This window comes from Pseudomonas baetica, from assembly GCF_051216495.1.
GTDB classification, from domain to species: Bacteria; Pseudomonadota; Gammaproteobacteria; order Pseudomonadales; family Pseudomonadaceae; genus Aquipseudomonas; species Aquipseudomonas baetica_B.
In genome coordinates, this window is record NZ_JBPKAM010000053.1 from 1 (window position 1) to 25,032 (window position 25,032).

Consider the following 25,032-nt stretch of genomic DNA (forward strand, 5'->3'; position numbering starts at 1 on the left):
TGGTGTGATGTTTTTTTCCTTTTCAGAAGACATCCCCCCCCTACGTGTGACCCCCCCCCCCCTGGGGAGACCCCCCCCCCCCGCGAAGGCGTCCGAGAAGACACCACAAAATCATTGGGACTGAATAATGCTCAACCGCTCACCCACCACCATTTCCGTGATCCAGTCCACCAGGATCGAAGTGTAGGCCTGCTGGGAAACCGGATCGCTCAGCGCGTGATCGGCACCGTCGATAATCCGGTGCGTCAACGAATGGGTCTGCTGACACGCCGCGCGGTAACTCATGATGGTCGCGTGGGGCACGTAGTCATCGGTTTGCGACTCCACGAGCAACACATCCCCGGTAAATTGCGAACAGGCATGCAGCGCCCGGTTGCTGTCGGCGCGTACCAGCGTGCTGCGGTAATCGCGCAAGTCGAGCTTGTCCAGATCGCGCTTGGGCGCATGCCATTGATCGTCTCGATACAGCGCCGGCACCCGCAGCGCCAGCCAGCGCACTGGGCGCAACGACGTGAGAATTGAGGCCAGGTAGCCGCCGTAGCTGGTGCCGACCACGGCAATCGCCGAGGTATCCAGCGCGGGGTGTGCAAGCAGGCGATCGTAAGCCGCCAGCAGGTCGCGCAGATTATCTTCGCGTGTCACACGGGCCAGCGAAATGCCGGTGCCGCCGGTGTGCCCGCGCAAGTCAAAGGTCAGACACACGCAACCCAGGCCGGCGATGCCTTTGGCCCTGTCCAGGTCCCTCTCCTGGCTGCCGCCCCAGCCATGCACGAACAGCACGCCGGGGACTTTCGATTTGGGACTGAGAAACGTCCCGCTCATCTGTTCATCGTCGATGTCGATTTGAATGCTTTCGCTTCTAGCCGTCATAGGATTTGACCGTTACGTACTTGCGCAGGAAATCACCGTTCTGCGCGGGCCCGCGATACACCTCAATGGCATCCGCCGGCAGCGGTTGATCGATATAGGTTTCCACCGAAGACACTCGAATCGCACGCATCTGCGGATCGTTAACGAAGCTCTGCAACGCCGCGACTTCGGCGCTGCTGGCGCCGCCCATGCGCCAGGACTGTTCGAGCACGCCACTGCGCTGTTTACCATCGCAGGCCACCCCCTGGGCAATGTCGTAGTTACGCCGCGAGGCGTAGAAAGCGGGATAGGCTTCATCGGCGGCACTGTCGAACACCTGTGCCTGCCGGATCGCCAATCGCACGTCCTCGGGCAGATCCAGTGCCAGCAGATCGTCGTATCCACCTTGCACGACCAGCAAATCAGAACCGCCATAGACCTCGTCGCCTTGCGCATCCTGGGTCAAGTATTGCTCACCGCAGTAACTCAGCACTTTGTCGCCGATGAAACTCTGTCCGACGCTGTGGGTGATCACCTGGTCCAGATCCTGTTCCAGCACCACGCCTTCGTTGAACAGGGGCTTGGCCTCTGGCCGTGCAAGGACTTCGTCGAACTGGTCGAGGCTCTTGATCACTTCCTGACCGCGCCCGGCGCAGGCGTGAATGGGCTTCAGGCGGATCGGTCCGCTGTGGAGCAGATGTTTCGCCGCCGGCCGTGCATCCTCGAAGGAGAACACACTAAGACCATCGAGTACGACACCGCGCACCCGCTCGGAAAACAACGGCGCCCAGCCTTGTGGCGCATGGGCATGATGATCCAGCAAACCGTGGCTGATGGCCTTGGTGCAGATGAAGTCATGGTCGACGTAGCCACCCCACAAGTCTTCCGGACCTTTTACGCCCAGTTGCCGGGCGGCTTCGGCACCGACCAGCGTTTGAGTGGGCAACAGGTAAATGTCTCGACCGCGATGCTGCTGCGGATCGTAACTGCCACCAAACTTGAGCTCGAGGATGTGCGCCAGCCACTTGGCCAGCGCGCGATTGGTTTCGACTTCATGCAAAGGTGCGTCGGCATTTACCGAATGGGCGACCACCCAATTCTTGCGGTTTGTCGGGGTCATGCGTCCCCCTTCAATCGGTGCGGGATGAATGTGATTGAAGGGGTGCAGGGATCAGGCCAAGCGGGGCTTTCGGGAATGGCTCTTTAAATCAAACAGTTGTACACAGCGTGATGGCATGAAGCCTGTTTGATTCTGCACGAGGACGCTCCAAAATCCGGCATTTTGCACGACCCCTTGTGGGAGCGAGCCTGCTCGCGAAAGCGCTCTTACATCCAACATCAATATCGACTGAAAGGGCCTATTCGCGAGCAGGCTCGCTCCCACAAAGGAACATGGGTTCGGACTTAGCGTGTTGCTGCAATCGGTGCGATCCCAAACCGCGTTCGGTAATCACTCGGCGCCAGCCCGGTAATTTTCTTGAACGTCGAGCGAAACGCCCCCGGGTCCTGATAACCCACGGTCCAAGCAATGTGATCAATGGTGCCGTTGGTGAATTCGAGCATTTCCCGGGCCTTGCCGACTCTCAGGTGCTGGCAATACTCCGTGGGCTTGAGTCCTGTCGCCGCACGGAAGCGACGCAGGAACGTACGCTCCTCCAGCCCTGCCCGCTCGGCCATCGTCGCCAGCGACACATCGGTAGCCCCGGTGCTTTGCAGCCAGTGCTGCACCTTGAGAATCGAAGCATCGCCATGGCTGAGGATCGGTGCAAAGTTGCTGCCGCACTCACTGGCACTGTCGCTATGCTCCACCACCAGAAAACGCGCAGTACCGGTGGCGATGCTCGGCCCCAGCAGGCGATCCACCAGGCGCAAACCCAGTTCGGACCAAGCCATCAGCCCGGCAGTGGTAATCAGGTCGCCGTCATCGACGATGGGCGTATCGGCTTTGAGCTTGATCGCCGGGTAACGCTCGGCAAAGGCTTTGGCCGAGGTCCAATGGGTGGTGGCACTGCGACCATCAAGCAAACCACTCTCGGCCAACAGAATCGAACCCACACAGACGCCGCCGAGGGTCGCGCCCTTGGCGTGTTGCTGCCTGAGCCAGTGAATCAATGCTTGTGGCGCTTGGCCTTCAGTGAACCCGGCAATCGACGGTGGAATCAACACGGCCACCAGTGGGCCGTCCACATTGGGATGACTATCGAAGACCCGGGCAGGCGGCTGTTCAGCCTCGACCCGCCAATGGCTGACCCGCAACAGCGGTAAATGCGCTGCCTGGTGCTCAGCGGCAATCCGGTTGGCCACGCCGAACAGATCGGTCAACCCATGCACCGCCGCCATCTGCGCGCCGGGATAGATCAACACGCCCAGTTCAGCGATTGCCCTTTGTGCATCCATTGTCAGTTTTCCCCCTTCTATTGTCGGTGCGGCCAATCCCCGGACGATTCGCCAGAGCCAATACTTCATTCCACACCCAAACCGCACTTCGAGGAAACAGTCATGGCCAAGCAAGCACTCATCGTAGTCGATATCCAAAAGGACTACTTCCCACAAGGCAAGTGGCCGCTGGTCGGTGCCGACGCCGCCGCCGACAACGCCGTCCGCTTGCTCAAGGCCTTTCGCGAGGCGGGTGATTCGGTGGTGCACATCCGCCACGAGTTCACCTCAGACGCCGCACCGTTCTTCACCCCTGGCTCCGACGGCGCCAAGCTGCACCCCAAAGTCCAGAATCAAGGCAACGAACCCGTGGTGCTCAAGCACTTCGTCAACTCGTTCCGCGAAACCGAACTGCAATCGATCCTCGACGAGCAAGGCATCAAGGAGCTGGTGGTCGTCGGCAGCATGAGCCACATGTGCGTCGACGGTATTACCCGCGCCGCCAACGATCTCGGTTACAGCGTCACGGTGATCCATGACGCCTGTGCCTCCCGTGATCTTGAGTTCAATGGCCTGACCGTTCCGGCAGCCCAGGTTCACGCCGCCTTCATGTCGGCCTTGGGTTTTGCTTACGCCAAGGTTGTGTCCACCGACGAGTTCCTCGGGGCGAGCTGATAACAGATAGCCAAGGGCTGACTAAAACCCGGAAACGCAAAAAGCCCGTAGCGACTGATCGCTACGGGCCTTTTATTTATGCCATTCGGGAAAGCAGAGGCTTAGAACGGAATATCGTCATCGAAGCTGTCGAAGTCCGGAGCTGGCTGCGGAGCGGCCTGCTGTGGCGCCGGGCGCGACTGTTGTGGTGCCGACTGCTGTGGGCGCGGAGCCTGCTGGCGTGGAGCGGACTGCTGGTAGTTGTTGCCACCGCCCTGTTGATCGCCCTGTTGTGGACGGCCGCCCAGCAGTTGCATGGTGCCTTGCATGTCGACCACGATCTCGGTGGTGTAACGCTTGATACCGTCTTTTTCCCACTCGCGGGTCTGCAGCTTGCCTTCGATGTACACCTGCGAACCTTTACGCAGGTATTCGCCGGCGATTTCCGCCACTTTGCCGAACATCGACACACGGTGCCATTCGGTCTTTTCGACTTTCTGACCGGTTTGCTTGTCGGTCCATTGTTCGCTGGTCGCCAGACTCAGGTTGGTCACGGCGTTGCCGTTTGGCAGGTAACGAACTTCAGGATCCTGGCCGCAAGTGCCTACCAATATGACTTTGTTAACCCCACGGGCCATTACATTCTCCTAGGCTACGCACGCTGCCCCGGCCGGGTTGTTCACCAGGTCTTCCAGGGTGGTGCGATCCAATAGTTGGGTGTCCAATTTGATGTAAATCGCCGCTTCATCCGCGACGATCACCGCATCTGTTACCCCTACGACGGCCTTCAGGCGCTCTACCAGACCCGCTTCGCGGATCGCCTCAGGCGACAACGGCAAGCGCAGGCTTGTCACGTAGGGAGGTTCACGCATGGTAACAGCAAAGGCCAGCCAGAGGGCAGCCAGACCGGCGCATCCGAGGAACACAACCGACAAACCGCCGTGCTGGAACAACCAGCCGCCAAGTATCCCGCCCAATGCCGATCCGAGGAATTGGCTGGTGGAATAAACCCCCATCGCCGTGCCCTTTCCACCCGCTGGTGAAACCTTGCTGATCAGCGACGGCAGCGAAGCTTCCAGAAGATTGAACGCGGTAAAGAACACCACCGTACCGATCACCAGAGCCCGCAAGCTGTCACCGAACTGCCAGAAGAATAGCTCAGTGAGCATCAGCGTCATGACGGCGCCCAGCAAAACTCGTTTCATTTTGCGTTTCTTCTCGCCGTAGATAATGAACGGGATCATGGCGAAGAAAGAAATCAGCAGCGCGGTCAGGTACACCCACCAGTGCTGCTCCTTGGGCAGCCCGGCTTTTTCCACCAGGGCCAACGGCAAGGCGACGAAGCTCGACATCAACATCGCGTGCAACACAAAAATGCCCAGGTCCAGACGCAACAAGTCAGGATGTTTGAGTGTCGGTATCAATGCCTGGCGCGCAACGCCGGACTCGCGATGCTGCAGCGGGCCTGTGGAGCGCGGCACCATGAACATCACGATTACGATGCCAAGCAGCGCCATGCCGCCCGTAGCAAGAAACAACCCAGACAGACCGAAAGCACGCGTCAGCAAGGGGCCCACCACCATCGCGACAGCGAACGACAGACCGATGGTCATGCCGATCATGGCCATGGCCTTGGTTCGATGCTGCTCACGGGTAAGGTCCGACAGCAGCGCCATGACCGCAGCGGAAATCGCACCCGCACCTTGCAGGATGCGTCCGGCGATCACACCCCAGATCGAATCGGCGTTGGCCGCCAGCACGCTGCCAAGGGCAAAAACGATCAAGCCCAGGTAAATCACCGGGCGGCGACCGATACGGTCGGAAATGAAGCCGAAAGGAATCTGGAAAACCGCCTGGGTCAGGCCGTAAGCGCCAATCGCCAGCCCGATAAGAGCCGGGGTCGCTCCCGCCAGGTCCATGCCGTAGGTCGCCAGGACCGGCAACACCATGAACATGCCAAGCATACGGAAGGCGAACACCAGGGCCAGACCGCTCGCCGCGCGGGTCTCGCTGCCACTCATGCGTTCGCTGTGGGGATCGTGCATGGAAAAACCTCATGTGAACCGGCGGCGATTCTACCAGTCCCATCGATTGACTGGGTATATCGCGACGCTTTGCCGCGTGTAGATGACAGACCTTTCATGTAAGGCTGAAATGACAGCATTCGATAGTGTGCATCCATCCAGTATTTGGCCGTATACTCCTATGTTTTCGACGCCCGCCGAGCGAGGCCACCTTGGACAAGATCCTGATTCGTGGGGCTCGAACCCACAACCTGAAGAACATTGACCTGACCCTGCCACGGGACAAGCTGATCGTCATCACCGGCCTGTCCGGCTCTGGAAAGTCCTCCCTGGCCTTCGACACTCTCTACGCCGAAGGCCAGCGCCGCTATGTCGAATCGCTGTCGGCCTATGCCCGACAGTTTCTGTCGATGATGGAAAAACCGGACGTCGACACCATTGAAGGCCTGTCACCGGCGATCTCCATCGAGCAGAAGTCGACCTCGCACAACCCGCGCTCGACCGTCGGCACCATCACCGAAATCTACGACTACCTGCGCTTGCTGTATGCACGCGTGGGCACCCCACGCTGCCCGGATCACGACATTCCGCTGGAAGCGCAAACCGTCAGCCAGATGGTCGACCTGGTTCTCGCCCAACCCGAGGGCAGCAAGTTGATGCTGCTGGCCCCGGTGATCCGCGAGCGCAAAGGCGAACACTTGTCGGTCTTTGAAGAGCTTCGAGCGCAGGGCTTCGTCCGTGCCCGTATCAATGGCAAGCTCTATGAGTTGGACGAAGCACCCAAGCTCGACAAACAGAAAAAGCATTCCATTGATGTAGTAGTCGATCGATTCAAGGTGCGCGCCGATCTGCAACAGCGACTGGCCGAATCCTTCGAGACCGCACTGAAGCTGGCGGACGGCATCGCCCTTGTGGCACCGATGGACGATGAGCCGGGCGAGGAGATGATTTTCTCAGCGCGCTTCGCCTGCCCGATTTGTGGCCATGCCATCAGCGAACTCGAGCCCAAACTGTTTTCCTTCAACAACCCGGCCGGTGCCTGCCCGACTTGCGATGGCCTGGGGGTGAAGCAATTCTTCGACATCAAGCGATTGGTCAACGGTGAGCTGACCCTGGCCGAAGGCGCGATTCGCGGCTGGGACCGACGAAACGTCTACTACTTCCAGATGCTCGGCTCGCTGGCCACCCATTACAAGTTCAGCCTGGAAGTACCGTTCAATGAACTGCCAGCCGATCAGCAGAAAAACATCCTGCACGGCAGTGGCTCGCAAAACGTCGACTTCAAATACCTGAACGATCGCGGCGACATCGTCAAGCGCTCGCATCCTTTCGAAGGAATCGTGCCGAACCTTGAACGCCGCTATCGCGAAACCGAGTCGGCGTCGGTACGCGAAGAGCTGGCCAAGTTCCTCAGCACCCAATCGTGCCCAGACTGCCGTGGCACCCGACTGCGGCGGGAAGCGCGGCACGTGTGGGTCGGCGAGAAAACCCTGCCGGCGGTGACCAATCTGCCCATCGGCGATGCCTGCGAATACTTCGGCGAGCTGAAGATGACCGGTCGCCGCGGCGAGATTGCCGACAAGATCCTCAAGGAAATTCGCGAACGATTGCAGTTCTTGGTCAACGTCGGTCTCGACTATCTGTCTCTGGATCGCAGCGCGGATACGCTGTCCGGTGGTGAAGCACAGCGTATTCGTCTAGCCAGCCAGATCGGCGCCGGCCTGGTCGGTGTTCTGTATATCCTCGACGAACCATCGATTGGCCTGCACCAACGCGATAACGACCGACTGCTCGGTACCCTGAAACACCTGCGCGACATCGGCAACACGGTGATCGTGGTCGAGCACGACGAAGATGCGATTCGCTTGGCTGACTACGTCGTGGATATCGGCCCGGGTGCCGGCGTCCATGGCGGGCATATCGTTGCCGAAGGCTCGCCAGCCGAGGTGATGTCACATCCGGAATCCCTGACCGGCAAGTACCTGTCGGGCCGGGTAAAAATCGAAGTCCCGGCCAAACGCACACCACGCAACAAAAAGCTGTCGTTGTCACTCAAGGGCGCCCGCGGCAACAACTTGCGCAATGTCGATCTGGAGATTCCGATTGGCCTGCTGACCTGTGTAACGGGTGTGTCCGGCTCGGGCAAATCGACGCTGATCAACAACACACTCTTTCCATTGAGTGCCACGACACTTAATGGCGCAACCACGCTAGAAGCCGCAGCTCACGACAGCATCAAGGGCCTGGAGCATCTGGATAAGGTCGTAGACATTGACCAAAGCCCGATCGGACGCACGCCGCGCTCCAACCCGGCGACTTACACCGGCCTGTTCACGCCAATTCGCGAGCTGTTCGCCGGCGTGCCGGAATCCCGCTCTCGCGGCTATGGCCCGGGGCGTTTTTCCTTCAACGTGAAGGGGGGACGTTGCGAGGCCTGCCAGGGTGATGGCTTGATCAAGGTGGAAATGCACTTCCTGCCGGACATCTATGTGCCGTGCGACGTGTGCAAGAGCAAGCGCTATAACCGCGAGACGCTGGAAATCAAATACAAGGGCAAGAGCATTCACGAAACCCTCGAGATGACCATCGAGGAAGCCCGGGAATTCTTTGATGCGGTACCGGCACTTGCGCGCAAGCTGCAAACATTGATGGACGTGGGCCTGTCCTACATCAAGCTGGGGCAGTCCGCGACCACCTTGTCCGGAGGCGAGGCTCAGCGCGTCAAGCTGTCCCGCGAACTGTCCAAGCGTGATACCGGCAAGACCCTGTATATACTCGACGAACCGACCACCGGACTTCATTTCGCGGATATCCAGCAATTGCTCGACGTCCTGCACCGACTGCGCGACCACGGCAATACGGTGGTGGTGATCGAACACAACCTGGATGTGATCAAGACTGCTGATTGGCTGGTGGACCTGGGGCCGGAAGGCGGTTCCAAGGGTGGGCAGATCATCGCGGTCGGTACGCCGGAAGAAGTCGCCGAGATGAAGCAATCCCATACCGGCTACTACCTCAAACCTCTACTGGTACGCGACCGGGCCTGAATCCGGACCAAGAAAAAGCCCCTGTCACTCCATCAGCGACAGGGGCTTTTTTGTATCGATTGCAATCAGGAGGCGTGAGATTGCAGGTAGTTCTGAATACCGATCAACTTGATCAGACCCAACTGCTTCTCCAGCCAGTAAGTGTGATCTTCTTCGGTGTCGTTGAGCTGAACTTCTAGGATTTCGCGGCTGATGTAGTCCTGGTGCTTTTCACAGAGCTCAATGCCCTTGCAGAGGGCAGCACGAACTTTGTACTCCAAACGCAGATCCGCCTCGAGCATCTCCGGCACCGTGGTGCCGACATCGAGATCGTCAGGACGCATGCGCGGAGTGCCTTCCAACATCAGAATCCGGCGCATCAGCGCATCGGCGTGCCCGGCTTCTTCTTCCATCTCGTGGTTGATTCGTTCGTAGAGCTTGGTGAATCCCCAGTCCTCATACATCCGCGAGTGAACAAAATACTGGTCACGCGCGGCCAATTCGCCGGTCAGCAACGTGTTGAGGTAATCGATTACGTCTGGGTGGCCTTGCATCGCCCTACATCTCCCTGCTTGAAAGTTATAGTTTGAACCAACCCGGCCATAACGTCACTCAACGGACGCAATAAAAGCGAAGATATTCTGAGAAAAGCAGCTTAAATAACGCAAAAACCGCCCAAATAAGGGCGGTTCTGCTTCTCATTTAGACTTCGTTAAGCTGTACGTTGAGCAGCTTTGCGATTGCTTCTCCGTACGCCGGATCGGCCTTGAAGAAATGCTGAAGTTGACGGTCAACGACATCGCTCGAAACACCCGCCATGGCTCCAGCGATGTTGCTAACCAGCAAGGCTTTCTGCTCATCACTCATCAGGCGGAACAACGCTCCAGCGTGGCTGTAGTAGTCTGTATCTTCGCGATGATCGTAACGATCAGCCGCTCCATTCAAAGCCAACCCCGGTTCGGCGTAACGAGGGGCCTGCTTCGGCGAATCGACGTAGCTGTTCGGCTCGTAATTCGGCGCTGCGCCGCCATTGCTGCCAAACGCCATCGATCCATCGCGCTGGTAGCTGTTTACCGGACTGCGCGGGGCGTTCACTGGCAGCTGCTGGTGGTTGGTACCTACACGGTAGCGATGTGCATCAGCGTAGGCGAACACCCGGCCTTGCAGCATGCGGTCTGGCGACAGACCGACACCCGGCACCATATTGCTTGGACCAAAAGCCGCTTGTTCGACTTCAGCGAAGTAGTTGAGCGGGTTACGGTTCAGTTCCAGCTCACCGACCTCGATCAACGGGAACTCCTTCTGAGACCAGGTCTTTGTGACATCGAACGGATTCTCATAATGAGCTTCGGCCTGGGCCTCGGTCATGACCTGGATGCACACACGCCATTTCGGGAAATCACCGCGTTCAATAGCCTCGAACAGGTCGCGCTGGGCGTAATCAGGGTCAGTACCGGCCAATCGGGCAGCTTCCGCAGGCGCCAGGTTCTTGATCCCCTGCTTGGTTTTGTAGTGCCACTTTACCCAGTGACGCTCGCCGTTGGCGTTGATCACGCTATAGGTGTGGCTACCGAAGCCGTGCATGTGGCGGTAACCATCAGGGATGCCGCGATCCGAAAACAGAATAGTGACCTGGTGCAGCGCCTCGGGAGAGTGCGACCAGAAATCCCACATCGCTTGGGCACTTTTAAGATTGCTTTGTGGCAGACGTTTTTGGGTGTGGATAAAGTCCGGGAACTTCAGCGGGTCGCGGATAAAGAACACCGGCGTGTTGTTGCCCACGATGTCCCAATTGCCTTCTTCGGTGTAGAACTTCAATGCGAAGCCACGTGGATCGCGCTCGGTGTCCGCCGAGCCACGCTCGCCGCCCACGGTAGAGAAGCGAAGAAATGTTGGTGTTTGCTTTCCAACGGATTCGAACAACTTGGCGCTGGTGTATTGGGTGATATCGCGAGTCACGGTAAACGTACCGTAAGCACCCGAACCCTTGGCATGTACACGACGCTCGGGGATATTTTCACGGTTGAAGTGAGCGAGCTTCTCGATCAGGTGAAAGTCGTCGAGCAGCAGCGGGCCTCGGGGACCGGCGGATCGGGAATTCTGGTTATCAGCGACAGGCGCGCCACTGGCGGTGGTTAGCGTTTTATTCTGGTTCATGCGATCTCTTCCTTTATCGGTCTCGAACTGCCGGCTAATCGGCTGTAAGGAAGTATTGATGATCCACATGACACCTTCTAATTCATTGAATCATGCAAATCGATAGAAAATACCTAATAGAACCCTGAACTGAGCTTGCCGCACTTTTCACGCGCACACAAAAAACCGGGCACTAGGCCCGGTTCTTCGTTTCAGACTGACGTCTTACTCAGCGGATACAGCTTCACCGCCAGTAGCACGATCAACCAACTCGACATACGCCATAGGCGCGTTGTCGCCAGCGCGGAAACCGCACTTGAGGATGCGCAGGTAGCCACCCTCACGGGTAGCGTAACGCTTGCCCAGGTCGTTGAAGAGCTTGCCAACGATAGCTTTCGAACGAGTACGGTCGAAAGCCAGACGGCGGTTAGCCAGGCTGTCTGTCTTGGCCAAAGTGATCAGCGGCTCAGCAACGCGGCGCAGTTCTTTAGCTTTTGGCAGAGTAGTTTTGATCAGCTCGTGCTCGAACAGCGACACCGCCATGTTCTGGAACATGGCCTTGCGGTGCGAGCTGGTGCGGCTGAGGTGACGACCACTTTTACGATGACGCATGGTTCATTCCTTACCAAACACTACGTTCGGTGATTACGACGATCAGGCAGTCGCCTTGTCGTCCTTCTTAAGACTTGCAGGCGGCCAGTTGTCGAGGCGCATGCCGAGGGACAGACCGCGGGAGGCCAGAACGTCCTTGATTTCGGTCAAGGATTTCTTGCCCAGGTTCGGAGTCTTCAACAGCTCTACTTCGGTACGCTGAATCAGGTCGCCGATGTAGTAGATGTTTTCCGCCTTAAGGCAGTTAGCCGAACGTACAGTCAGTTCCAGATCGTCAACCGGGCGAAGCAGGATCGGATCGATCTCGTCTTCCTGCTCGATTACCACTGGTTCGCTGTCACCCTTGAGGTCGACGAACGCAGCCAACTGCTGTTGCAGGATGGTTGCAGCACGGCGGATAGCCTCTTCAGGATCCAGAGTACCGTTGGTTTCCAGATCAATAACCAGCTTGTCCAGGTTAGTACGCTGTTCGACACGGGCGTTTTCCACCACGTATGCGATACGGCGAACCGGGCTGAACGAAGAGTCAAGCTGCAAGCGACCAATGCTGCGGCTTTCGTCTTCATCGCTCTGACGCGAGTCGGCCGGTTCATAACCACGACCACGAGCTACTACGAGCTTCATGTTCAGGGCGCCGTTAGACGCCAGGTTAGCGATTACGTGATCGGGGTTAACGATCTCGACATCATGATCCAGCTGAATATCGGCAGCGGTAACCACCCCCGAACCCTTCTTCGACAAGGTCAGCGTAACTTCGTCACGGCCATGCAGCTTGATAGCCAGACCTTTAAGGTTCAACAGGATTTCAATTACGTCTTCCTGTACACCTTCGATGGCGCTGTACTCGTGGAGCACACCGTCAATCTCGGCCTCGACTACTGCGCAGCCGGGCATTGAGGACAACAGGATGCGGCGCAGCGCGTTGCCCAGGGTGTGGCCAAAACCACGCTCGAGAGGCTCGAGAGTGATCTTGGCGCGGGTTGGACTGACAACCTGCACATCAATGTGGCGGGGTGTCAGGAACTCATTTACCGAAATCTGCATGGATGCACCTATTTTCTAGCCCTTACTTGGAGTAGAGCTCGACAATCAGGCTTTCGTTGATGTCGGCGGACAGATCACTGCGAGCAGGAACGTTCTTGAAAACGCCCGACTTCTTCTCAGCGTCTACTTCTACCCACTCTACGCGGCCACGTTGAGCACACAGATCGAGAGCTTGGACAATGCGAAGTTGATTTTTTGCTTTCTCGCGAACAGCAACCACGTCACCAGCACGAACCTGGTAGGACGGGACGTTAACGGTTTGACCGTTTACGCTGATCGACTTGTGCGATACCAGCTGACGGGATTCGGCACGAGTCGAACCAAAGCCCATACGGTATACGACGTTGTCCAGACGGCATTCGAGCAGTTGCAACAGGTTTTCGCCGGTTGCGCCTTTCTTGCCAGCAGCTTCTTTGTAGTAGCCGCTGAACTGACGCTCGAGAACGCCGTAGATACGACGTACCTTCTGCTTTTCACGCAGTTGGGTACCGTAATCGGACTGGCGACCGCGGCGTTGGCCGTGGATACCAGGTGCTGCTTCAATGTTGCACTTCGATTCGATCGCGCGCACGCCGCTCTTCAGGAAGAGATCGGTGCCTTCGCGACGAGCGAGTTTGCATTTTGGACCAATGTAACGAGCCATTCTTTACAATCTCCTGGATTACACGCGGCGCTTCTTCGGCGGACGGCACCCGTTGTGCGGGATTGGCGTCACGTCGGTGATGCTGGCGATCTTGTAGCCACAGCCGTTCAAAGCGCGGACTGCGGATTCACGACCTGGACCTGGGCCCTTGACGTTAACGTCAAGGTTTTTCAGGCCGTATTCCAGCGCAGCTTGACCAGCACGTTCAGCAGCTACTTGAGCAGCAAACGGGGTGGACTTGCGGGAACCGCGGAAACCCGAACCACCGGAGGTAGCCCAGGAAAGAGCGTTACCTTGACGGTCGGTGATGGTCACGATGGTGTTGTTAAAAGAGGCATGGATGTGGGCGATGCCATCAACCACTGTCTTTTTAACTTTTTTACGAGGACGAGCAGCAGGTTTTGCCATGATTAAATTCCTGTCGATTCGCTGGGGCGATTACTTGCGGATCGGCTTACGCGGACCTTTACGGGTACGCGCGTTGGTCTTGGTACGCTGACCGCGTACTGGCAGACCACGACGATGACGCAGACCGCGATAGCAACCGAGGTCCATCAAGCGCTTGATTTTCATGTTGATTTCGCGACGCAGGTCACCTTCAGTGGTGAACTTCGCCACTTCGCCACGCAGCTGTTCAATTTGCTCGTCGCTCAGATCCTTGATCTTTGCTGCTGGGTTTACCCCAGTCTCTGCACAAATTTTCTGTGCAGTAGTGCGACCGACACCATAGATGTAGGTCAGCGAGATAACAGTATGCTTGTTATCTGGAATGTTAACGCCTGCAATACGGGCCATTCAGTGGGACTCCAATTGACAGCTACCTACGCCCCGGAAGCCAAGAAATAGGGCGCGAGATAATATCGCTGTAATAACAAATAATCAACCCGGCAGCGCACTAGCTGCCGGGTTTGAAGCACAATCACACTCAGCCTTGGCGCTGTTTGTGACGCGGTTCCGCGCTGCAAATTACTCGAACAACACCTTCGCGGCGAATAATCTTGCAGTTACGGCACAGCTTTTTCACCGATGCACGAACTTTCATCACCAACTCCTCGAACCTTATGGGTACTCAGCGCAACATGCCGCTGCCGTAACCCTTCAGGTTGGCTTTCTTCATCAGGGATTCGTACTGGTGCGAAACGAGGTGCGATTGTACTTGGGACATGAAGTCCATCACAACCACGACCACGATCAGCAACGAGGTCCCGCCAAGGTAGAACGGTACGTTGGCTGCAACCACCAGGAACTGGGGCAACAGGCAGACGGCCGTCATGTAAAGAGCACCGAACATGGTCAAGCGAGTCAAAACGCCATCAATGTAGCGCGCAGACTGCTCACCTGGACGGATGCCCGGAATAAAGGCACCGGACTTCTTCAGGTTTTCCGCTACGTCTTTCGGATTGAACATCAACGCCGTATAGAAGAAGCAGAAGAAAATAATCCCTGCACTAAACAGCAGAATATTCAACGGCTGACCAGGAGCGATCGACTGCGAGATGTCTTGCAACCAGCCCATACCTTCAGACTGGCCGAACCAGGCACCCAACGAAGCCGGGAACAGCAAGATGCTGCTCGCGAAAATAGCCGGAATAACACCGGCCATGTTCACCTTCAGCGGCAAGTGGCTGGTCTGCGCAGCGAAGACCTTACGGCCCTGCTGACGCTTGGCGTAGTGAACAGCAATACGACGCTGACCACGCTCAATGAACACCACGAAACCGATAATCGCTACTGCCAGCAAACCGATGGCAACCAAGGCGAAGATGTTGATATCGCCCTGACGCGCAGACTCGAAAGACTGCCCGATCGCTCTCGGAAGACCGGCGACGATACCCGAAAAAATCAACATCGAGATACCGTTGCCAACACCACGCTCAGTAATCTGCTCACCCAGCCACATCATGAACATCGCACCAGCCACAAAAGTGGATACCGCGACGAAATGGAAGCCAAAGTCACCAGTGAACGCTACGCCCTGCCCCGCCAGACCAATGGACATGCCAATGGCCTGAACGAGAGCGAGGACGACAGTGCCGTAGCGGGTGTACTGGCTGATCTTGCGACGGCCAGCTTCACCTTCCTTCTTCAACTGCTCCAGCTGCGGGCTGACGGCGGTCATCAGCTGCATGATGATCGATGCCGAGATGTACGGCATGATCCCCAGTGCAAAGATGCTCATCCGCTCCAGCGCGCCGCCGGAAAACATGTTGAACAAGCTAAGAATGGTCCCCTCATTCTGTCGAAACAGGTCCGCGAGTCGGTCCGGGTTGATACCTGGAACCGGGATGTGTGCGCCTATTCGGTAGACGATAATCGCCAGGAACAGAAAACGCAGACGAGCCCAGAGTTCAGACATACCGCCTTTGCCGAGCGCAGAGAGAGCACCTTGCTTAGCCATTTATTCCTCGAACTTGCCGCCAGCTGCTTCGATAGCCGCACGCGCACCTTTGGTGGCGCCGATTCCCTTCCCGATGGTTACAGCGCGAGCCACTTCACCGGACAGCATGATTTTTACACGCTGAACGTTGACGTTGATCACGTTGGCATCTTTCAGAGACTGCACAGTGACGATGTCGCCTTCCACTTTAGCCAGCTCGGACAGACGCACTTCTGCGCGATCCATAGCCTTCAGGGAAACGAAACCGAACTTCGGCAGGCGACGATGCAGCGGCTGTTGACCGCCTTCAAAGCCTGGAGCAATGGTGCCACCGGAGCGGGAAGTCTGACCTTTGTGACCACGGCCACCAGTCTTACCCAAACCACTACCGATACCACGGCCCGGACGATGCTTTTCGCGACGGGAACCCGGCGCTGGACTCAGATCATTGAGTTTCATCGATTAACCCTCGACACGCAGCATGTAGTAAGCCTTGTTGATCATCCCGCGATTCTCGGGAGTATCCTGAACTTCTACAGTGTGACCGATGCGACGCAGACCCAGACCCTTAACGCACAGTTTGTGGTTAGGGATACGGCCGGTCATGCTTTTGATCAGCGTAACTTTTACGGTAGCCATGATTACATGATCTCCGCTGCAGTTTTGCCGCGCTTGGCAGCAATGGACTCAGGGGATTGCATAGCCTTCAAACCTTTGAAAGTGGCGTGAACCACGTTTACCGGGTTAGTCGAGCCATAGCACTTGGCCAGAACGTTCTGAACGCCAGCAACTTCGAGAACGGCACGCATTGCGCCGCCAGCGATGATACCGGTACCTTCAGAAGCAGGCTGCATGTACACCTTCGAAGCGCCGTGAGCGGACTTCATTGCGTACTGCAGGGTGGTGCCGTTCAGATCAACCTGGATCATGTTGCGGCGAGCAGCTTCCATTGCCTTCTGGATCGCAGCAGGCACTTCACGCGACTTGCCACGGCCGAAGCCAACACGCCCTTTACCATCACCAACCACGGTCAACGCGGTGAAAGTGAAGATACGGCCGCCTTTAACGGTTTTGGCTACGCGGTTAACTTGAACCAGCTTCTCGATGTAGCCTTCGTCGCGCTTTTGGTCGTTATTTGACATAACTTAGAACTCCAGCCCAGCTTCACGAGCAGCATCAGCCAGCGCTTTAACGCGGCCATGGTACTTGAAGCCAGAGCGGTCGAAAGCCACCTGCGAGACGCCAGCGGCCTTAGCACGCGTAGCGACCAGCTGGCCAACCTTAGTGGCCGCGTCGATGTTGCCAGTGGCGCCATCACGCAGTTCTTTATCCAAAGTCGAGGCGCTTGCCAGGACTTTGTTGCCGTCGGCCGAAATGACCTGGGCGTAGATGTGCTGCGAAGAGCGGAACACGCAGAGACGCACGACTTCGAGTTCGTGCATTTTCAGGCGTGCTTTGCGAGCGCGACGCAGTCGAGTAACTTTTTTGTCGGTCATTTGCTATGCCCTACTTCTTCTTGGCTTCTTTACGACGGACGACTTCGTCCGCGTAGCGCACACCTTTGCCTTTGTACGGCTCTGGTGGACGGAAGTCGCGGATCTCGGCGGCCACTTGACCTACCAGCTGCTTGTCGATGCCCTTGATCAGGATATCGGTCTGGCTAGGAGTCTCAGCGGTGATGCCTTCCGGCAGTTCGTAATCCACTGGGTGCGAGAAGCCAAGAGCCAGGTTCAGCACCTGACCTTTTGCTTGCGCTTTGTAACCAACACCGACCAGCTGGAGCTTGCGCTCGAAGCCTTGGCTTACGCCCTGGACCATGTTGTTTACCAACGCACGAGTGGTACCAGCCATCGCGCGAGTCTGTTGATCGCCATTGCGAGCAGCGAAACGCAGCTCACCAGCTTCTTCAACGACTTCAACGGACGAATGGACGTTCAGTTCGAGAGTGCCCTTGGCACCCTTCACCGAAAGCTGTTGGCCTGCGAATTTGACTTCGACACCGGCTGGCAGCTTAACGGGGTTCTTAGCGACGCGAGACATGCTTATCCCCCCTTAGAACACAGTGCAAAGAACTTCGCCGCCGACACCGGCAGCGCGCGCAGCACGATCAGTCATCACACCCTTGTTGGTGGAGACGATAGACACACCGAGACCGCCACGAACTTTCGGCAGATCTTCGACGGACTTGTACTGACGCAGGCCTGGACGGCTAACGCGCTTCACTTCTTCGATTACCGGACGGCCTTCGAAGTATTTCAGCTCGATAGACAGCAGTGGCTTGGTTTCGCTGCTGATCTGATAACCCGCGATGTAACCTTCGTCCTTCAGGACTTTGGCAACAGCTACCTTCAACGTGGAAGATGGCATGCTTACGACGGACTTTTCAGCCATCTGGGCATTACGGATTCGAGTTAGCATGTCCGCTAACGGGTCCTGCATACTCATGGGCTAGACGCTCCTAATACAGAAAAATTAGCCTTGCGGCTACTACGTGTCGCCGAGAATCTCCGGGCATAAAAAACACGGGCTCAGGCGAGCCGGGTATTCTAGACACACCCCAGAAATGAATCAAGCCCCAAAAGGGGCTTGATTCAGATTCAAGGCCACCGGTGGTCAGGATCTTGCAAACCTGAACACCGAGACTTTGACAGTACTTACCAGCTGGCTTTAACCAGACCTGGTACGTCACCACGCATTGCCGCTTCACGCAGTTTGTTACGGCCGAGGCCGAACTTGCGGTAAACGCCGTGCGGACGACCAGTCAGGCGGCAGCGGTTACGCATGCGCGAAGCGCTGGCGTCACGTGGCTGCTTCTGCAGAGCAACTGTAGCTTCCCAACGCGCTTCTGGACTTGCGTTCAGATCAACGATGATTGCTTTCAGTGCTGCACGCTTCTTGGCGTACTTGGCAACGGTGAGCTGACGCTTCAGCTCACGGTTTTTCATGCTCTTCTTGGCCATTTTCCTACTCCAATCAGTTGCGGAACGGGAATTTGAAAGCACGCAGCAGAGCGCGGCCTTCGTCATCGTTCTTGGCAGTGGTGGTCAGGGTAATGTCCAGACCGCGGAGAGCATCGATCTTGTCGTAGTCGATTTCCGGGAAGATGATCTGCTCTTTCACGCCCATGCTGTAGTTACCACGACCATCGAAGGACTTGGCATTCAGGCCGCGGAAGTCGCGAACCCGAGGCAGGGAGATCGACAGCAGACGATCCAGGAACTCGTACATACGCTCACGGCGCAGGGTCACTTTGACGCCGATCGGCCAACCTTCACGGACTTTAAAGCCTGCGATGGATTTGCGAGCGTAGGTCACAACGACTTTCTGGCCGGTGATCTTTTCCAGGTCAGCAACAGCGTGCTCGATGACTTTCTTGTCGCCGATCGCTTCGCCCAGACCCATGTTCAGGGTAATTTTGGTGACGCGCGGAACTTCCATCACGTTCCCGAGCTTAAGTTCTTCCTTAAGCTTGGGGGCGATTTCCTTCCGGTAAATCTCTTGCAGTCGTGCCATGGTCTTATCTACCTAGCAGTGTTCAAGCATCAACCGCTTTTTGGGTCGACTTGAAGACACGAATTTTCTTACCGTCTTCTACTTTGAAACCAACGCGGTCAGCCTTGTTGGTTTCGCCGTTGAAGATGGCGACGTTGGAAGCGTGCAGAGGCGCTTCTTTCTCGACGATACCGCCCTGTACGCCCGACATCGGGTTAGGCTTGGTATGACGCTTGACCAGGTTCAGACCACCAACAACCAGACGGTTGTCAGCAAGAACCTTCAGCACCTTACCGCGCTTACCTTTGTCTTTGCCGGCGATCACGATGATCTCGTCGTCACGACGAATCTTTTGCATGTCGGATCTCCTTACAGCACTTCTGGGGCGAGCGAGACGATCTTCATGAACTTCTCAGTACGAAGTTCACGGGTCACTGGCCCAAAGATACGGGTGCCGATCGGCTCTTGCTTGTTGTTCAGAAGAACAGCAGCGTTGCCATCAAAGCGGATAATGGAGCCATCAGCACGACGTACGCCGTGACGAGTGCGGACTACAACAGCAGTCATCACTTGGCCTTTTTTCACTTTACCGCGAGGAATTGCTTCCTTGACGGTAACCTTGATGATGTCACCGATACCAGCGTAACGACGATGGGAGCCACCCAGCACCTTGATGCACATAACGCGGCGAGCGCCGCTGTTATCGGCCACATCGAGCATGGATTGAGTCTGAATCATATAATTTCTCCGACCCCTAGTCCTTAGACTTCCACAGCGCGTTCGAGAACATCAACCAGCGCCCAAGACTTGGTCTTGGCCAAAGGACGAGTTTCACGAATAGTGACTTTGTCGCCGATGTGGCACTGATTGGTTTCGTCGTGCGCGTGCAGCTTAGTCGAACGCTTAACGTATTTACCGTAGATCGGGTGCTTAACGCGACGCTCGATCAGAACGGTGATGGTTTTGTCCATCTTGTCGCTGACAACACGGCCAGTCAGCGTACGGACAGTCTTTTCGGCTTCAGCCATGATTACTTACCTGCCTGCTGGTTGAGCACAGTCTTCACGCGAGCGATGTCACGCTTAACTTGCGAGAGCAGATGAGACTGCCCCAACTGGCCAGTTGCTTTCTGCATGCGCAGATTGAACTGGTCGCGCAGCAAGCCGAGCAGTTGCTCGTTCAGCTGCTGTGCGGATTTTTCACGAAGTTCATTCGCTTTCATCACATCACCGTCCGTTTAACAAAGGAGGTGGCGAGCGGCAGCTTTGCAGCAGCCAGGGCGAAAGCCTCACGCGCCAGCTCTTCAGAAACACCCTCGATTTCATACAGGACTTTGCCTGGCTGAATCTGGGCAACCCAGTATTCCACGTTACCCTTACCTTTACCCATCCGCACTTCGAGAGGCTTCTTGGAGATCGGCTTGTCCGGGAATACACGGATCCAGATCTTGCCGCCACGCTTTACGTGACGGGTCAGAGCACGACGCGCTGACTCGATCTGACGAGCGGTGAGACGACCGCGGGCAACAGACTTCAGCGCGAACTCGCCGAAGCTGACCTTGCTACCGCGCAGTGCCAGACCACGGTTGTGGCCGGTCATCTGCTTGCGGAACTTCGTACGCTTTGGTTGCAACATTTTGCGTACCCCTTACTTAGCAGCTTTTTTACGAGGCGCTGGTGCTTGTGGTTTCAGTTCTTCTTGGCGACCACCAATTACTTCGCCCTTGAAGATCCAAACCTTCACACCGATCACACCGTAAGTGGTGTGAGCTTCGTAGGTGGCATAGTCGATATCGGCACGCAGGGTGTGCAGTGGCACACGACCTTCGCGATACCATTCAGTACGTGCGATTTCAGCACCGCCGAGACGACCGCTCACTTGGATTTTGATGCCTTTGGCACCAATGCGCATGGCGTTCTGTACAGCGCGCTTCATGGCGCGACGGAACATTACGCGACGCTCCAGCTGCTGAGCTACGCTCTGCGCAACCAGCATACCGTCGAGCTCCGGCTTGCGGATCTCTTCGATATTGATGTGCACAGGCACACCCATTTGCTTGGTCAGGTCCTGACGCAGCTTCTCAACATCTTCACCTTTCTTCCCGATAACGATACCTGGACGAGCGGTGTGGATGGTGATGCGTGCAGTTTGGGCCGGACGATGGATATCGATACGGCTTACGGACGCGCTTTTTAGTTTGTCTTGGAGATACTCACGCACATTCAGATCTGCGAGCAAATAGTCCGCATAAGTCCGACCGTCTGCGTACCAGACGGAGGTGTGCTCCTTGACGATTCCCAGGCGAATGCCAATGGGATGTACTTTCTGACCCATCTCTTCGACTCCGTTACTTGTCAGCAACCTTGACAGTGATATGGCAAGACCGCTTGACGATGCGATCAGCACGGCCTTTGGCACGCGGCATGATGCGCTTCAGCGAACGCCCTTCGTTAACGAAAACGGTGCTGACCTTCAGGTCATCAACGTCTGCGCCTTCGTTATGCTCGGCGTTGGCTACGGCCGACTCCAGCACTTTCTTCATGATCTCGGCGGCTTTCTTACTGCTGAAAGCCAACAGGTTGAGCGCTTCGCCCACCTTCTTCCCGCGGATCTGGTCGGCGACCAAGCGGGCTTTCTGGGCGGAGATTCGAGCGCCCGACAACTTAGCGGCTACTTCCATTTCCTAACCCCTTAACGCTTGGCTTTCTTGTCTGCCACGTGCCCGCGATAAGTGCGGGTACCGGCGAACTCGCCCAGTTTGTGGCCGACCATGTCTTCGTTCACGAGAACTGGGACGTGCTGACGACCGTTGTGTACTGCAATGGTCAGACCGACCATTTGTGGCAGGATCATCGAACGGCGCGACCAGGTTTTCACTGGTTTGCGATCGTTCTTTTCCGCCGCCACTTCGATCTTCTTCAGTAGGTGAAGATCGATAAAAGGACCTTTTTTCAGAGAACGTGGCACTGTCGTATCCCTCTATTTACTTGCGACGACGGACGATCATTTTGTCGGTACGCTTATTACCACGAGTCTTCGCGCCCTTAGTCGGGAAGCCCCATGGCGATACCGGATGACGACCACCAGAGGTACGACCTTCACCACCACCATGTGGGTGGTCAACCGGGTTCATGGCAACACCACGAACGGTTGGGCGAACGCCACGCCAGCGTTTGGCACCAGCTTTACCCAGCGAACGCAGGCTGTGCTCGGAGTTCGAGACTTCACCCAGGGTCGCACGGCATTCAGCCAGCACTTTACGCATCTCACCAGAACGCAGACGCAGGGTCACGTAGACACCTTCACGAGCGATCAGCTGAGCCGAAGCACCAGCGGAACGAGCGATCTGAGCGCCTTTACCTGGCTTCAATTCGATGCCGTGTACGGTGCTACCAACTGGAATGTTACGCAGTTGCAGAGCGTTACCCGGCTTGATCGGTGCCAGAGCACCTGCGATCAGCTGGTCACCAGCGCTCACGCCTTTAGGGGCGATGATGTAGCGACGCTCGCCATCTGCGTACAGCAGCAGAGCGATGTGAGCAGTACGGTTTGGATCGTATTCAATACGCTCGACAGTGGCAGCGATGCCATCTTTGTCGTTACGACGGAAGTCGACCAGACGATAATGCTGCTTATGACCACCACCAACGTGACGAGTGGTAATGCGGCCATTGTTGTTACGACCACCAGACTTCGACTTCTTCTCGAGCAGCGGTGCGTGAGGAGCGCCTTTATGCAGCTCCTGGTTGACCACCTTGACCACAAAACGGCGGCCAGGGGAAGTCGGTTTGCATTTAACGATTGCCATGATGCACCCCTTCCTTACTCAGCACTGCTGCTGAAATCGAGATCTTGGCCTGGCTGAAGGGAGATAACTGCCTTCTTCCAGTCATTACGCTTGCCCAGACCGCGAGCGGTGCGCTTGCTCTTACCCAGAACATTCAGGGTAGTAACGCGCTCCACTTTCACGCTGAACAGGCTTTCGACGGCCTTCTTGATTTCCAGCTTGGTTGCATCAGTCGCAACCTTGAAAACGAACTGGCCTTTCTTGTCTGCCAGAACCGTAGCCTTCTCGGAAACGTGCGGGCCAAGCAGAACTTTAAATACGCGTTCCTGGTTCATCCCAGCAGCTCCTCGAATTTCTTCACGGCCGACACGGTGATCAACACCTTGTCGTATGCGATCAGACTAACTGGATCGGAACCTTGCACATCACGTACATCAACGTGCGGCAGGTTGCGAGCAGCCAGGTACAGGTTCTGATCAACAGCGTCCGACACGATCAAAACATCGGTCAGGCTCATGTTGTTCAGCTTGCCCAGCAGGTCTTTGGTTTTCGGGGTTTCAACAGCGAAATCCTGAACCACGACCAAACGATCAGTACGCACCAGCTCAGCAAGGATGGAACGCATTGCTGCGCGATACATCTTCTTGTTCAGCTTCTGGGAGTGATCCTGAGGACGAGCTGCGAAAGTGGTACCGCCGCCACGCCAGATTGGGCTACGGATAGTACCGGCACGAGCACGGCCAGTACCTTTCTGACGCCACGGGCGCTTGCCGCCACCGGAAACGTCGGAACGGGTCTTCTGCTGCTTGCTACCCTGACGGCCGCCGGCCATGTAGGCCACGACTGCTTGGTGAACCAGCGTCTCGTTGAATTCGCCGCCAAATGTCAGTTCGGAAACTTCGATCGCTTGAGCGTCATTTACATTTAATTGCATGTCAGCTTCCCCTTAACCGCGAGCCTTGGCTGCTGGACGTACAACCACGTTGCCGCCAGTAGCGCCAGGAACAGCGCCCTTGACCAACAACAGATTGCGTTCAGCGTCCACGCGCACTACTTCGAGGGACTGCACGGTCACGCGCTCAGCGCCCATATGACCGGACATTTTTTTGCCCTTGAATACACGACCAGGAGTCTGGCACTGGCCGATAGAGCCTGGAACGCGGTGGGATACGGAGTTACCGTGGGTGTTATCTTGCCCGCGGAAGTTCCAACGCTTGATCGTACCCTGGAAGCCTTTACCTTTGGACTGACCGGTCACATCAACCAGTTGACCAGCGGCGAAGATTTCAGCGTTGATCAGATCGCCGGCCTGGTACTCGCCTTCTTCAAGGCGGAATTCCATTACGGTACGACCAGCGGCAACGTTCGCCTTGGCGAAGTGGCCAGCTTGAGCTGCTGTTACACGCGAAGCGCGACGCTCGCCGACAGTGACTTGCACTGCACGATAGCCATCGGTCTCTTCAGTTTTGAACTGGGTGACGCGATTCGGCTCGATCTCAATGACCGTGACCGGAATGGAGACACCTTCTTCGGTGAAAATACGGGTCATACCCGCTTTTCGACCGACTACACCAATAGTCATGTTGTAAACCTCATGAGTGTACGGGGCTTTCACCCGCTATGGCCGCCCATTTCAGAGCGTTACACGACTAAGACCGAGTCTTAGCCGAGGCTGATCTGCACTTCCACACCGGCCGCAAGATCGAGCTTCATAAGAGCATCAACGGTTTTATCCGTTGGCTGAACGATGTCCAGAACGCGCTTATGAGTACGGATCTCGTACTGGTCACGCGCGTCTTTATTGACGTGCGGGGAGACCAGAACGGTGAACCGCTCTTTACGGGTAGGCAGTGGAATTGGACCACGCACTTGAGCACCAGTACGTTTCGCGGTTTCCACGATTTCCTGGGTTGATTGGTCGATCAGGCGATGGTCGAAAGCCTTCAACCTGATACGGATTTGCTGATTTTGCATTGGATTTCAGACTCCGGCTGCTATTCCCACCGGGCGCA

37 protein-coding genes are annotated in these 25,032 nt (G+C 56.6%); 2 read left to right on the forward strand and 35 right to left on the reverse strand.

The window, feature by feature from the left end; genetic code table 11:
• Positions 1-111 precede the first annotated feature (111 nt).
• The 3 genes from ACSFE6_RS18780 to ACSFE6_RS18790 form a co-directional block, all read right to left on the reverse strand.
• Positions 112-870 (reverse strand): alpha/beta hydrolase family protein, encoded by a 759-nt coding sequence (locus tag ACSFE6_RS18780; RefSeq protein WP_435429029.1) that lies wholly within the window; start codon positions 868-870, stop codon positions 112-114.
• On the reverse strand, positions 860-1,969 hold the full coding sequence (locus ACSFE6_RS18785) for a DUF3182 family protein (protein ID WP_435429030.1): 1,110 nt from the start codon (positions 1,967-1,969) through the stop codon (positions 860-862). Before ACSFE6_RS18785 ends, ACSFE6_RS18780 begins: the two co-directional genes overlap by 11 nt.
• Positions 1,970-2,253: 284 nt before the next feature.
• Complete coding sequence (locus tag ACSFE6_RS18790; RefSeq protein WP_435429031.1) at positions 2,254-3,246, reverse strand: GlxA family transcriptional regulator; 993 nt, start codon at positions 3,244-3,246, stop codon at positions 2,254-2,256.
• A 102-nt stretch (positions 3,247-3,348) separates the two neighbouring features.
• Between ACSFE6_RS18790 and ACSFE6_RS18795 the strand changes: the two genes are divergently transcribed.
• A complete protein-coding gene (locus ACSFE6_RS18795; RefSeq protein WP_435429032.1) occupies positions 3,349-3,900 on the forward strand; it encodes a cysteine hydrolase family protein in 552 nt (183 codons plus the stop codon).
• 101 nt (positions 3,901-4,001) lie between these two features.
• Here ACSFE6_RS18795 and ACSFE6_RS18800 read toward each other — a convergent pair whose 3' ends face one another.
• Together ACSFE6_RS18800 and ACSFE6_RS18805 are read right to left on the reverse strand one after the other, a co-directional pair.
• On the reverse strand, positions 4,002-4,517 hold the full coding sequence (locus ACSFE6_RS18800) for a single-stranded DNA-binding protein (protein WP_095197174.1): 516 nt from the start codon (positions 4,515-4,517) through the stop codon (positions 4,002-4,004).
• A 9-nt stretch (positions 4,518-4,526) separates the two neighbouring features.
• Positions 4,527-5,924, reverse strand: a complete 1,398-nt coding sequence (locus ACSFE6_RS18805; RefSeq protein WP_435429033.1) for an MFS transporter — start codon at positions 5,922-5,924, stop codon at positions 4,527-4,529.
• A 191-nt stretch (positions 5,925-6,115) separates the two neighbouring features.
• Between ACSFE6_RS18805 and uvrA the strand changes: the two genes are divergently transcribed.
• Complete coding sequence (uvrA, locus tag ACSFE6_RS18810; RefSeq protein ID WP_435429034.1) at positions 6,116-8,950, forward strand: excinuclease ABC subunit UvrA; 2,835 nt, start codon at positions 6,116-6,118, stop codon at positions 8,948-8,950.
• Positions 8,951-9,015: 65 nt separating this feature from the next.
• Here the strand turns inward: uvrA and bfr are convergent, their stop codons facing one another.
• The 30 genes from bfr to rpsJ all read right to left on the reverse strand — a co-directional run bounded on the left by bfr (position 9,016) and on the right by rpsJ (position 24,994).
• Positions 9,016-9,483 carry a bacterioferritin gene (bfr, locus tag ACSFE6_RS18815; RefSeq protein WP_435429035.1) on the reverse strand — a complete coding sequence of 156 codons (468 nt, stop codon included), beginning with the start codon at positions 9,481-9,483 and terminating at the stop codon, positions 9,016-9,018.
• 148 nt (positions 9,484-9,631) lie between these two features.
• Positions 9,632-11,086, reverse strand: a complete 1,455-nt coding sequence (locus ACSFE6_RS18820; RefSeq protein ID WP_435429036.1) for a catalase — start codon at positions 11,084-11,086, stop codon at positions 9,632-9,634.
• A 204-nt stretch (positions 11,087-11,290) separates the two neighbouring features.
• A complete protein-coding gene (gene rplQ, locus ACSFE6_RS18825) occupies positions 11,291-11,677 on the reverse strand; it encodes a 50S ribosomal protein L17 (protein WP_024778333.1) in 387 nt (128 codons plus the stop codon).
• A gap of 42 nt (positions 11,678-11,719) precedes the next feature.
• Complete coding sequence (locus tag ACSFE6_RS18830) at positions 11,720-12,721, reverse strand: DNA-directed RNA polymerase subunit alpha (protein ID WP_007924176.1); 1,002 nt, start codon at positions 12,719-12,721, stop codon at positions 11,720-11,722.
• 22 nt (positions 12,722-12,743) lie between these two features.
• Entirely contained in the window at positions 12,744-13,364 is a 621-nt protein-coding gene (gene rpsD / locus ACSFE6_RS18835; RefSeq protein ID WP_085718224.1) for a 30S ribosomal protein S4, read from the reverse strand.
• An 18-nt stretch (positions 13,365-13,382) separates the two neighbouring features.
• Positions 13,383-13,772 (reverse strand): 30S ribosomal protein S11, encoded by a 390-nt coding sequence (rpsK, locus tag ACSFE6_RS18840; RefSeq protein WP_002555466.1) that lies wholly within the window; start codon positions 13,770-13,772, stop codon positions 13,383-13,385.
• Between the two features lie 30 nt (positions 13,773-13,802).
• Positions 13,803-14,159 carry a 30S ribosomal protein S13 gene (gene rpsM, locus ACSFE6_RS18845; RefSeq protein WP_009045849.1) on the reverse strand — a complete coding sequence of 119 codons (357 nt, stop codon included), beginning with the start codon at positions 14,157-14,159 and terminating at the stop codon, positions 13,803-13,805.
• 130 nt (positions 14,160-14,289) lie between these two features.
• Positions 14,290-14,406, reverse strand: a complete 117-nt coding sequence (rpmJ, locus tag ACSFE6_RS18850; protein WP_002555468.1) for a 50S ribosomal protein L36 — start codon at positions 14,404-14,406, stop codon at positions 14,290-14,292.
• A gap of 27 nt (positions 14,407-14,433) precedes the next feature.
• Complete coding sequence (gene secY, locus ACSFE6_RS18855) at positions 14,434-15,762, reverse strand: preprotein translocase subunit SecY (protein WP_003228718.1); 1,329 nt, start codon at positions 15,760-15,762, stop codon at positions 14,434-14,436.
• The gene (gene rplO, locus ACSFE6_RS18860) at positions 15,763-16,200 is read right to left on the reverse strand and encodes a 50S ribosomal protein L15 (RefSeq protein WP_011336169.1); all 438 of its coding nucleotides are present in this window, start codon (positions 16,198-16,200) and stop codon (positions 15,763-15,765) included.
• A gap of 3 nt (positions 16,201-16,203) precedes the next feature.
• Entirely contained in the window at positions 16,204-16,380 is a 177-nt protein-coding gene (gene rpmD, locus ACSFE6_RS18865; protein WP_003176408.1) for a 50S ribosomal protein L30, read from the reverse strand.
• A 2-nt stretch (positions 16,381-16,382) separates the two neighbouring features.
• Positions 16,383-16,883: a 30S ribosomal protein S5 gene (rpsE, locus tag ACSFE6_RS18870; protein ID WP_248800143.1), complete on the reverse strand. Its 501-nt coding sequence runs from the start codon at positions 16,881-16,883 to the stop codon at positions 16,383-16,385.
• Positions 16,884-16,886: 3 nt separating this feature from the next.
• On the reverse strand, positions 16,887-17,237 hold the full coding sequence (gene rplR / locus ACSFE6_RS18875; protein ID WP_003186037.1) for a 50S ribosomal protein L18: 351 nt from the start codon (positions 17,235-17,237) through the stop codon (positions 16,887-16,889).
• 10 nt (positions 17,238-17,247) lie between these two features.
• The gene (gene rplF, locus ACSFE6_RS18880; protein ID WP_011336170.1) at positions 17,248-17,781 is read right to left on the reverse strand and encodes a 50S ribosomal protein L6; all 534 of its coding nucleotides are present in this window, start codon (positions 17,779-17,781) and stop codon (positions 17,248-17,250) included.
• 12 nt (positions 17,782-17,793) lie between these two features.
• Positions 17,794-18,186 (reverse strand): 30S ribosomal protein S8, encoded by a 393-nt coding sequence (gene rpsH, locus ACSFE6_RS18885; protein ID WP_003228724.1) that lies wholly within the window; start codon positions 18,184-18,186, stop codon positions 17,794-17,796.
• Positions 18,187-18,395: 209 nt separating this feature from the next.
• Positions 18,396-18,701 (reverse strand): 30S ribosomal protein S14, encoded by a 306-nt coding sequence (rpsN, locus tag ACSFE6_RS18890; protein WP_027617689.1) that lies wholly within the window; start codon positions 18,699-18,701, stop codon positions 18,396-18,398.
• 13 nt (positions 18,702-18,714) lie between these two features.
• On the reverse strand, positions 18,715-19,254 hold the full coding sequence (rplE, locus tag ACSFE6_RS18895) for a 50S ribosomal protein L5 (protein ID WP_003194642.1): 540 nt from the start codon (positions 19,252-19,254) through the stop codon (positions 18,715-18,717).
• Between the two features lie 22 nt (positions 19,255-19,276).
• Positions 19,277-19,591: a 50S ribosomal protein L24 gene (rplX, locus tag ACSFE6_RS18900; RefSeq protein ID WP_003186046.1), complete on the reverse strand. Its 315-nt coding sequence runs from the start codon at positions 19,589-19,591 to the stop codon at positions 19,277-19,279.
• A gap of 11 nt (positions 19,592-19,602) precedes the next feature.
• A complete protein-coding gene (gene rplN, locus ACSFE6_RS18905; RefSeq protein ID WP_002555479.1) occupies positions 19,603-19,971 on the reverse strand; it encodes a 50S ribosomal protein L14 in 369 nt (122 codons plus the stop codon).
• Positions 19,972-19,994: 23 nt separating this feature from the next.
• Positions 19,995-20,261, reverse strand: a complete 267-nt coding sequence (rpsQ, locus tag ACSFE6_RS18910) for a 30S ribosomal protein S17 (protein ID WP_003176419.1) — start codon at positions 20,259-20,261, stop codon at positions 19,995-19,997.
• Between the two features lie 2 nt (positions 20,262-20,263).
• Positions 20,264-20,455: a 50S ribosomal protein L29 gene (gene rpmC, locus ACSFE6_RS18915; RefSeq protein ID WP_002555481.1), complete on the reverse strand. Its 192-nt coding sequence runs from the start codon at positions 20,453-20,455 to the stop codon at positions 20,264-20,266.
• Entirely contained in the window at positions 20,455-20,868 is a 414-nt protein-coding gene (gene rplP / locus ACSFE6_RS18920) for a 50S ribosomal protein L16 (RefSeq protein ID WP_003228729.1), read from the reverse strand. The genes rpmC and rplP overlap by 1 nt, the downstream gene beginning before the upstream one ends.
• Before the next feature lie 12 nt (positions 20,869-20,880).
• Positions 20,881-21,567, reverse strand: coding sequence for a 30S ribosomal protein S3 (gene rpsC, locus ACSFE6_RS18925; protein ID WP_007924192.1), 687 nt, complete (start codon positions 21,565-21,567; stop codon positions 20,881-20,883).
• 13 nt (positions 21,568-21,580) lie between these two features.
• Positions 21,581-21,913 carry a 50S ribosomal protein L22 gene (gene rplV / locus ACSFE6_RS18930; protein WP_003103908.1) on the reverse strand — a complete coding sequence of 111 codons (333 nt, stop codon included), beginning with the start codon at positions 21,911-21,913 and terminating at the stop codon, positions 21,581-21,583.
• Between the two features lie 11 nt (positions 21,914-21,924).
• The gene (gene rpsS, locus ACSFE6_RS18935) at positions 21,925-22,200 is read right to left on the reverse strand and encodes a 30S ribosomal protein S19 (protein ID WP_002555486.1); all 276 of its coding nucleotides are present in this window, start codon (positions 22,198-22,200) and stop codon (positions 21,925-21,927) included.
• A gap of 16 nt (positions 22,201-22,216) precedes the next feature.
• Positions 22,217-23,041, reverse strand: a complete 825-nt coding sequence (gene rplB / locus ACSFE6_RS18940) for a 50S ribosomal protein L2 (protein ID WP_007924198.1) — start codon at positions 23,039-23,041, stop codon at positions 22,217-22,219.
• Positions 23,042-23,055: 14 nt separating this feature from the next.
• A complete protein-coding gene (rplW, locus tag ACSFE6_RS18945; protein WP_002555488.1) occupies positions 23,056-23,355 on the reverse strand; it encodes a 50S ribosomal protein L23 in 300 nt (99 codons plus the stop codon).
• A complete protein-coding gene (rplD, locus tag ACSFE6_RS18950) occupies positions 23,352-23,954 on the reverse strand; it encodes a 50S ribosomal protein L4 (RefSeq protein WP_007924200.1) in 603 nt (200 codons plus the stop codon). The genes rplW and rplD overlap by 4 nt, the downstream gene beginning before the upstream one ends.
• A gap of 12 nt (positions 23,955-23,966) precedes the next feature.
• Positions 23,967-24,602: a 50S ribosomal protein L3 gene (rplC, locus tag ACSFE6_RS18955; RefSeq protein ID WP_435429037.1), complete on the reverse strand. Its 636-nt coding sequence runs from the start codon at positions 24,600-24,602 to the stop codon at positions 23,967-23,969.
• A gap of 80 nt (positions 24,603-24,682) precedes the next feature.
• Complete coding sequence (gene rpsJ, locus ACSFE6_RS18960; RefSeq protein ID WP_003186070.1) at positions 24,683-24,994, reverse strand: 30S ribosomal protein S10; 312 nt, start codon at positions 24,992-24,994, stop codon at positions 24,683-24,685.
• Between the last annotated feature and the right edge of the window lie 38 nt (positions 24,995-25,032).

Bases quoted from the DNA above. Each gene is read 5' to 3' on its own strand.
- rplE (WP_003194642.1), bottom strand. From the start codon at position 19,254: ATGGCACGACTGCAAGAGATTTACCGGAAGGAAATCGCCCCCAAGCTT.
- rplB (WP_007924198.1), bottom strand. From the start codon at position 23,041: ATGGCAATCGTTAAATGCAAACCGACTTCCCCTGGCCGCCGTTTTGTG.
- ACSFE6_RS18790 (WP_435429031.1), bottom strand. From the start codon at position 3,246: ATGGATGCACAAAGGGCAATCGCTGAACTGGGCGTGTTGATCTATCCC.
- rpmC (WP_002555481.1), bottom strand. From the start codon at position 20,455: ATGAAAGCGAATGAACTTCGTGAAAAATCCGCACAGCAGCTGAACGAG.
- ACSFE6_RS18805 (WP_435429033.1), bottom strand. From the start codon at position 5,924: ATGCACGATCCCCACAGCGAACGCATGAGTGGCAGCGAGACCCGCGCG.
- rpmD (WP_003176408.1), bottom strand. From the start codon at position 16,380: ATGGCTACCGTAAAAGTTACGCTGATCAAAAGCATGACCGGCCGTATC.
- ACSFE6_RS18785 (WP_435429030.1), bottom strand. From the start codon at position 1,969: ATGACCCCGACAAACCGCAAGAATTGGGTGGTCGCCCATTCGGTAAAT.
- rplC (WP_435429037.1), bottom strand. From the start codon at position 24,602: ATGACTATTGGTGTAGTCGGTCGAAAAGCGGGTATGACCCGTATTTTC.
- rplQ (WP_024778333.1), bottom strand. From the start codon at position 11,677: ATGCGTCATCGTAAAAGTGGTCGTCACCTCAGCCGCACCAGCTCGCAC.
- rpsD (WP_085718224.1), bottom strand. From the start codon at position 13,364: ATGGCTCGTTACATTGGTCCAAAATGCAAACTCGCTCGTCGCGAAGGC.
- rplX (WP_003186046.1), bottom strand. From the start codon at position 19,591: ATGCAAAAGATTCGTCGTGACGACGAGATCATCGTGATCGCCGGCAAA.
- rplN (WP_002555479.1), bottom strand. From the start codon at position 19,971: ATGATTCAGACTCAATCCATGCTCGATGTGGCCGATAACAGCGGCGCT.
- rplF (WP_011336170.1), bottom strand. From the start codon at position 17,781: ATGTCTCGCGTCGCTAAGAACCCCGTTAAGCTGCCAGCCGGTGTCGAA.
- rpsN (WP_027617689.1), bottom strand. From the start codon at position 18,701: ATGGCCAAGAAGAGCATGAAAAACCGTGAGCTGAAGCGTCAGCTCACC.
- rplR (WP_003186037.1), bottom strand. From the start codon at position 17,237: ATGACCGACAAAAAAGTTACTCGACTGCGTCGCGCTCGCAAAGCACGC.
- rplP (WP_003228729.1), bottom strand. From the start codon at position 20,868: ATGTTGCAACCAAAGCGTACGAAGTTCCGCAAGCAGATGACCGGCCAC.
- rplV (WP_003103908.1), bottom strand. From the start codon at position 21,913: ATGGAAGTAGCCGCTAAGTTGTCGGGCGCTCGAATCTCCGCCCAGAAA.
- secY (WP_003228718.1), bottom strand. From the start codon at position 15,762: ATGGCTAAGCAAGGTGCTCTCTCTGCGCTCGGCAAAGGCGGTATGTCT.
- rplD (WP_007924200.1), bottom strand. From the start codon at position 23,954: ATGCAATTAAATGTAAATGACGCTCAAGCGATCGAAGTTTCCGAACTG.
- rpsK (WP_002555466.1), bottom strand. From the start codon at position 13,772: ATGGCAAAACCTGCTGCTCGTCCTCGTAAAAAAGTTAAAAAGACAGTG.
- ACSFE6_RS18800 (WP_095197174.1), bottom strand. From the start codon at position 4,517: ATGGCCCGTGGGGTTAACAAAGTCATATTGGTAGGCACTTGCGGCCAG.
- rpsC (WP_007924192.1), bottom strand. From the start codon at position 21,567: ATGGGTCAGAAAGTACATCCCATTGGCATTCGCCTGGGAATCGTCAAG.
- ACSFE6_RS18780 (WP_435429029.1), bottom strand. From the start codon at position 870: ATGACGGCTAGAAGCGAAAGCATTCAAATCGACATCGACGATGAACAG.
- ACSFE6_RS18795 (WP_435429032.1), top strand. From the start codon at position 3,349: ATGGCCAAGCAAGCACTCATCGTAGTCGATATCCAAAAGGACTACTTC.
- rpmJ (WP_002555468.1), bottom strand. From the start codon at position 14,406: ATGAAAGTTCGTGCATCGGTGAAAAAGCTGTGCCGTAACTGCAAGATT.
- rpsQ (WP_003176419.1), bottom strand. From the start codon at position 20,261: ATGGCTGAAGCCGAAAAGACTGTCCGTACGCTGACTGGCCGTGTTGTC.
- rpsH (WP_003228724.1), bottom strand. From the start codon at position 18,186: ATGAGTATGCAGGACCCGTTAGCGGACATGCTAACTCGAATCCGTAAT.
- rpsM (WP_009045849.1), bottom strand. From the start codon at position 14,159: ATGGCCCGTATTGCAGGCGTTAACATTCCAGATAACAAGCATACTGTT.
- ACSFE6_RS18820 (WP_435429036.1), bottom strand. From the start codon at position 11,086: ATGAACCAGAATAAAACGCTAACCACCGCCAGTGGCGCGCCTGTCGCT.
- ACSFE6_RS18830 (WP_007924176.1), bottom strand. From the start codon at position 12,721: ATGCAGATTTCGGTAAATGAGTTCCTGACACCCCGCCACATTGATGTG.
- rplW (WP_002555488.1), bottom strand. From the start codon at position 23,355: ATGAACCAGGAACGCGTATTTAAAGTTCTGCTTGGCCCGCACGTTTCC.
- bfr (WP_435429035.1), bottom strand. From the start codon at position 9,483: ATGCAAGGCCACCCAGACGTAATCGATTACCTCAACACGTTGCTGACC.
- rpsJ (WP_003186070.1), bottom strand. From the start codon at position 24,994: ATGCAAAATCAGCAAATCCGTATCAGGTTGAAGGCTTTCGACCATCGC.
- rpsE (WP_248800143.1), bottom strand. From the start codon at position 16,883: ATGTCAAATAACGACCAAAAGCGCGACGAAGGCTACATCGAGAAGCTG.
- rplO (WP_011336169.1), bottom strand. From the start codon at position 16,200: ATGAAACTCAATGATCTGAGTCCAGCGCCGGGTTCCCGTCGCGAAAAG.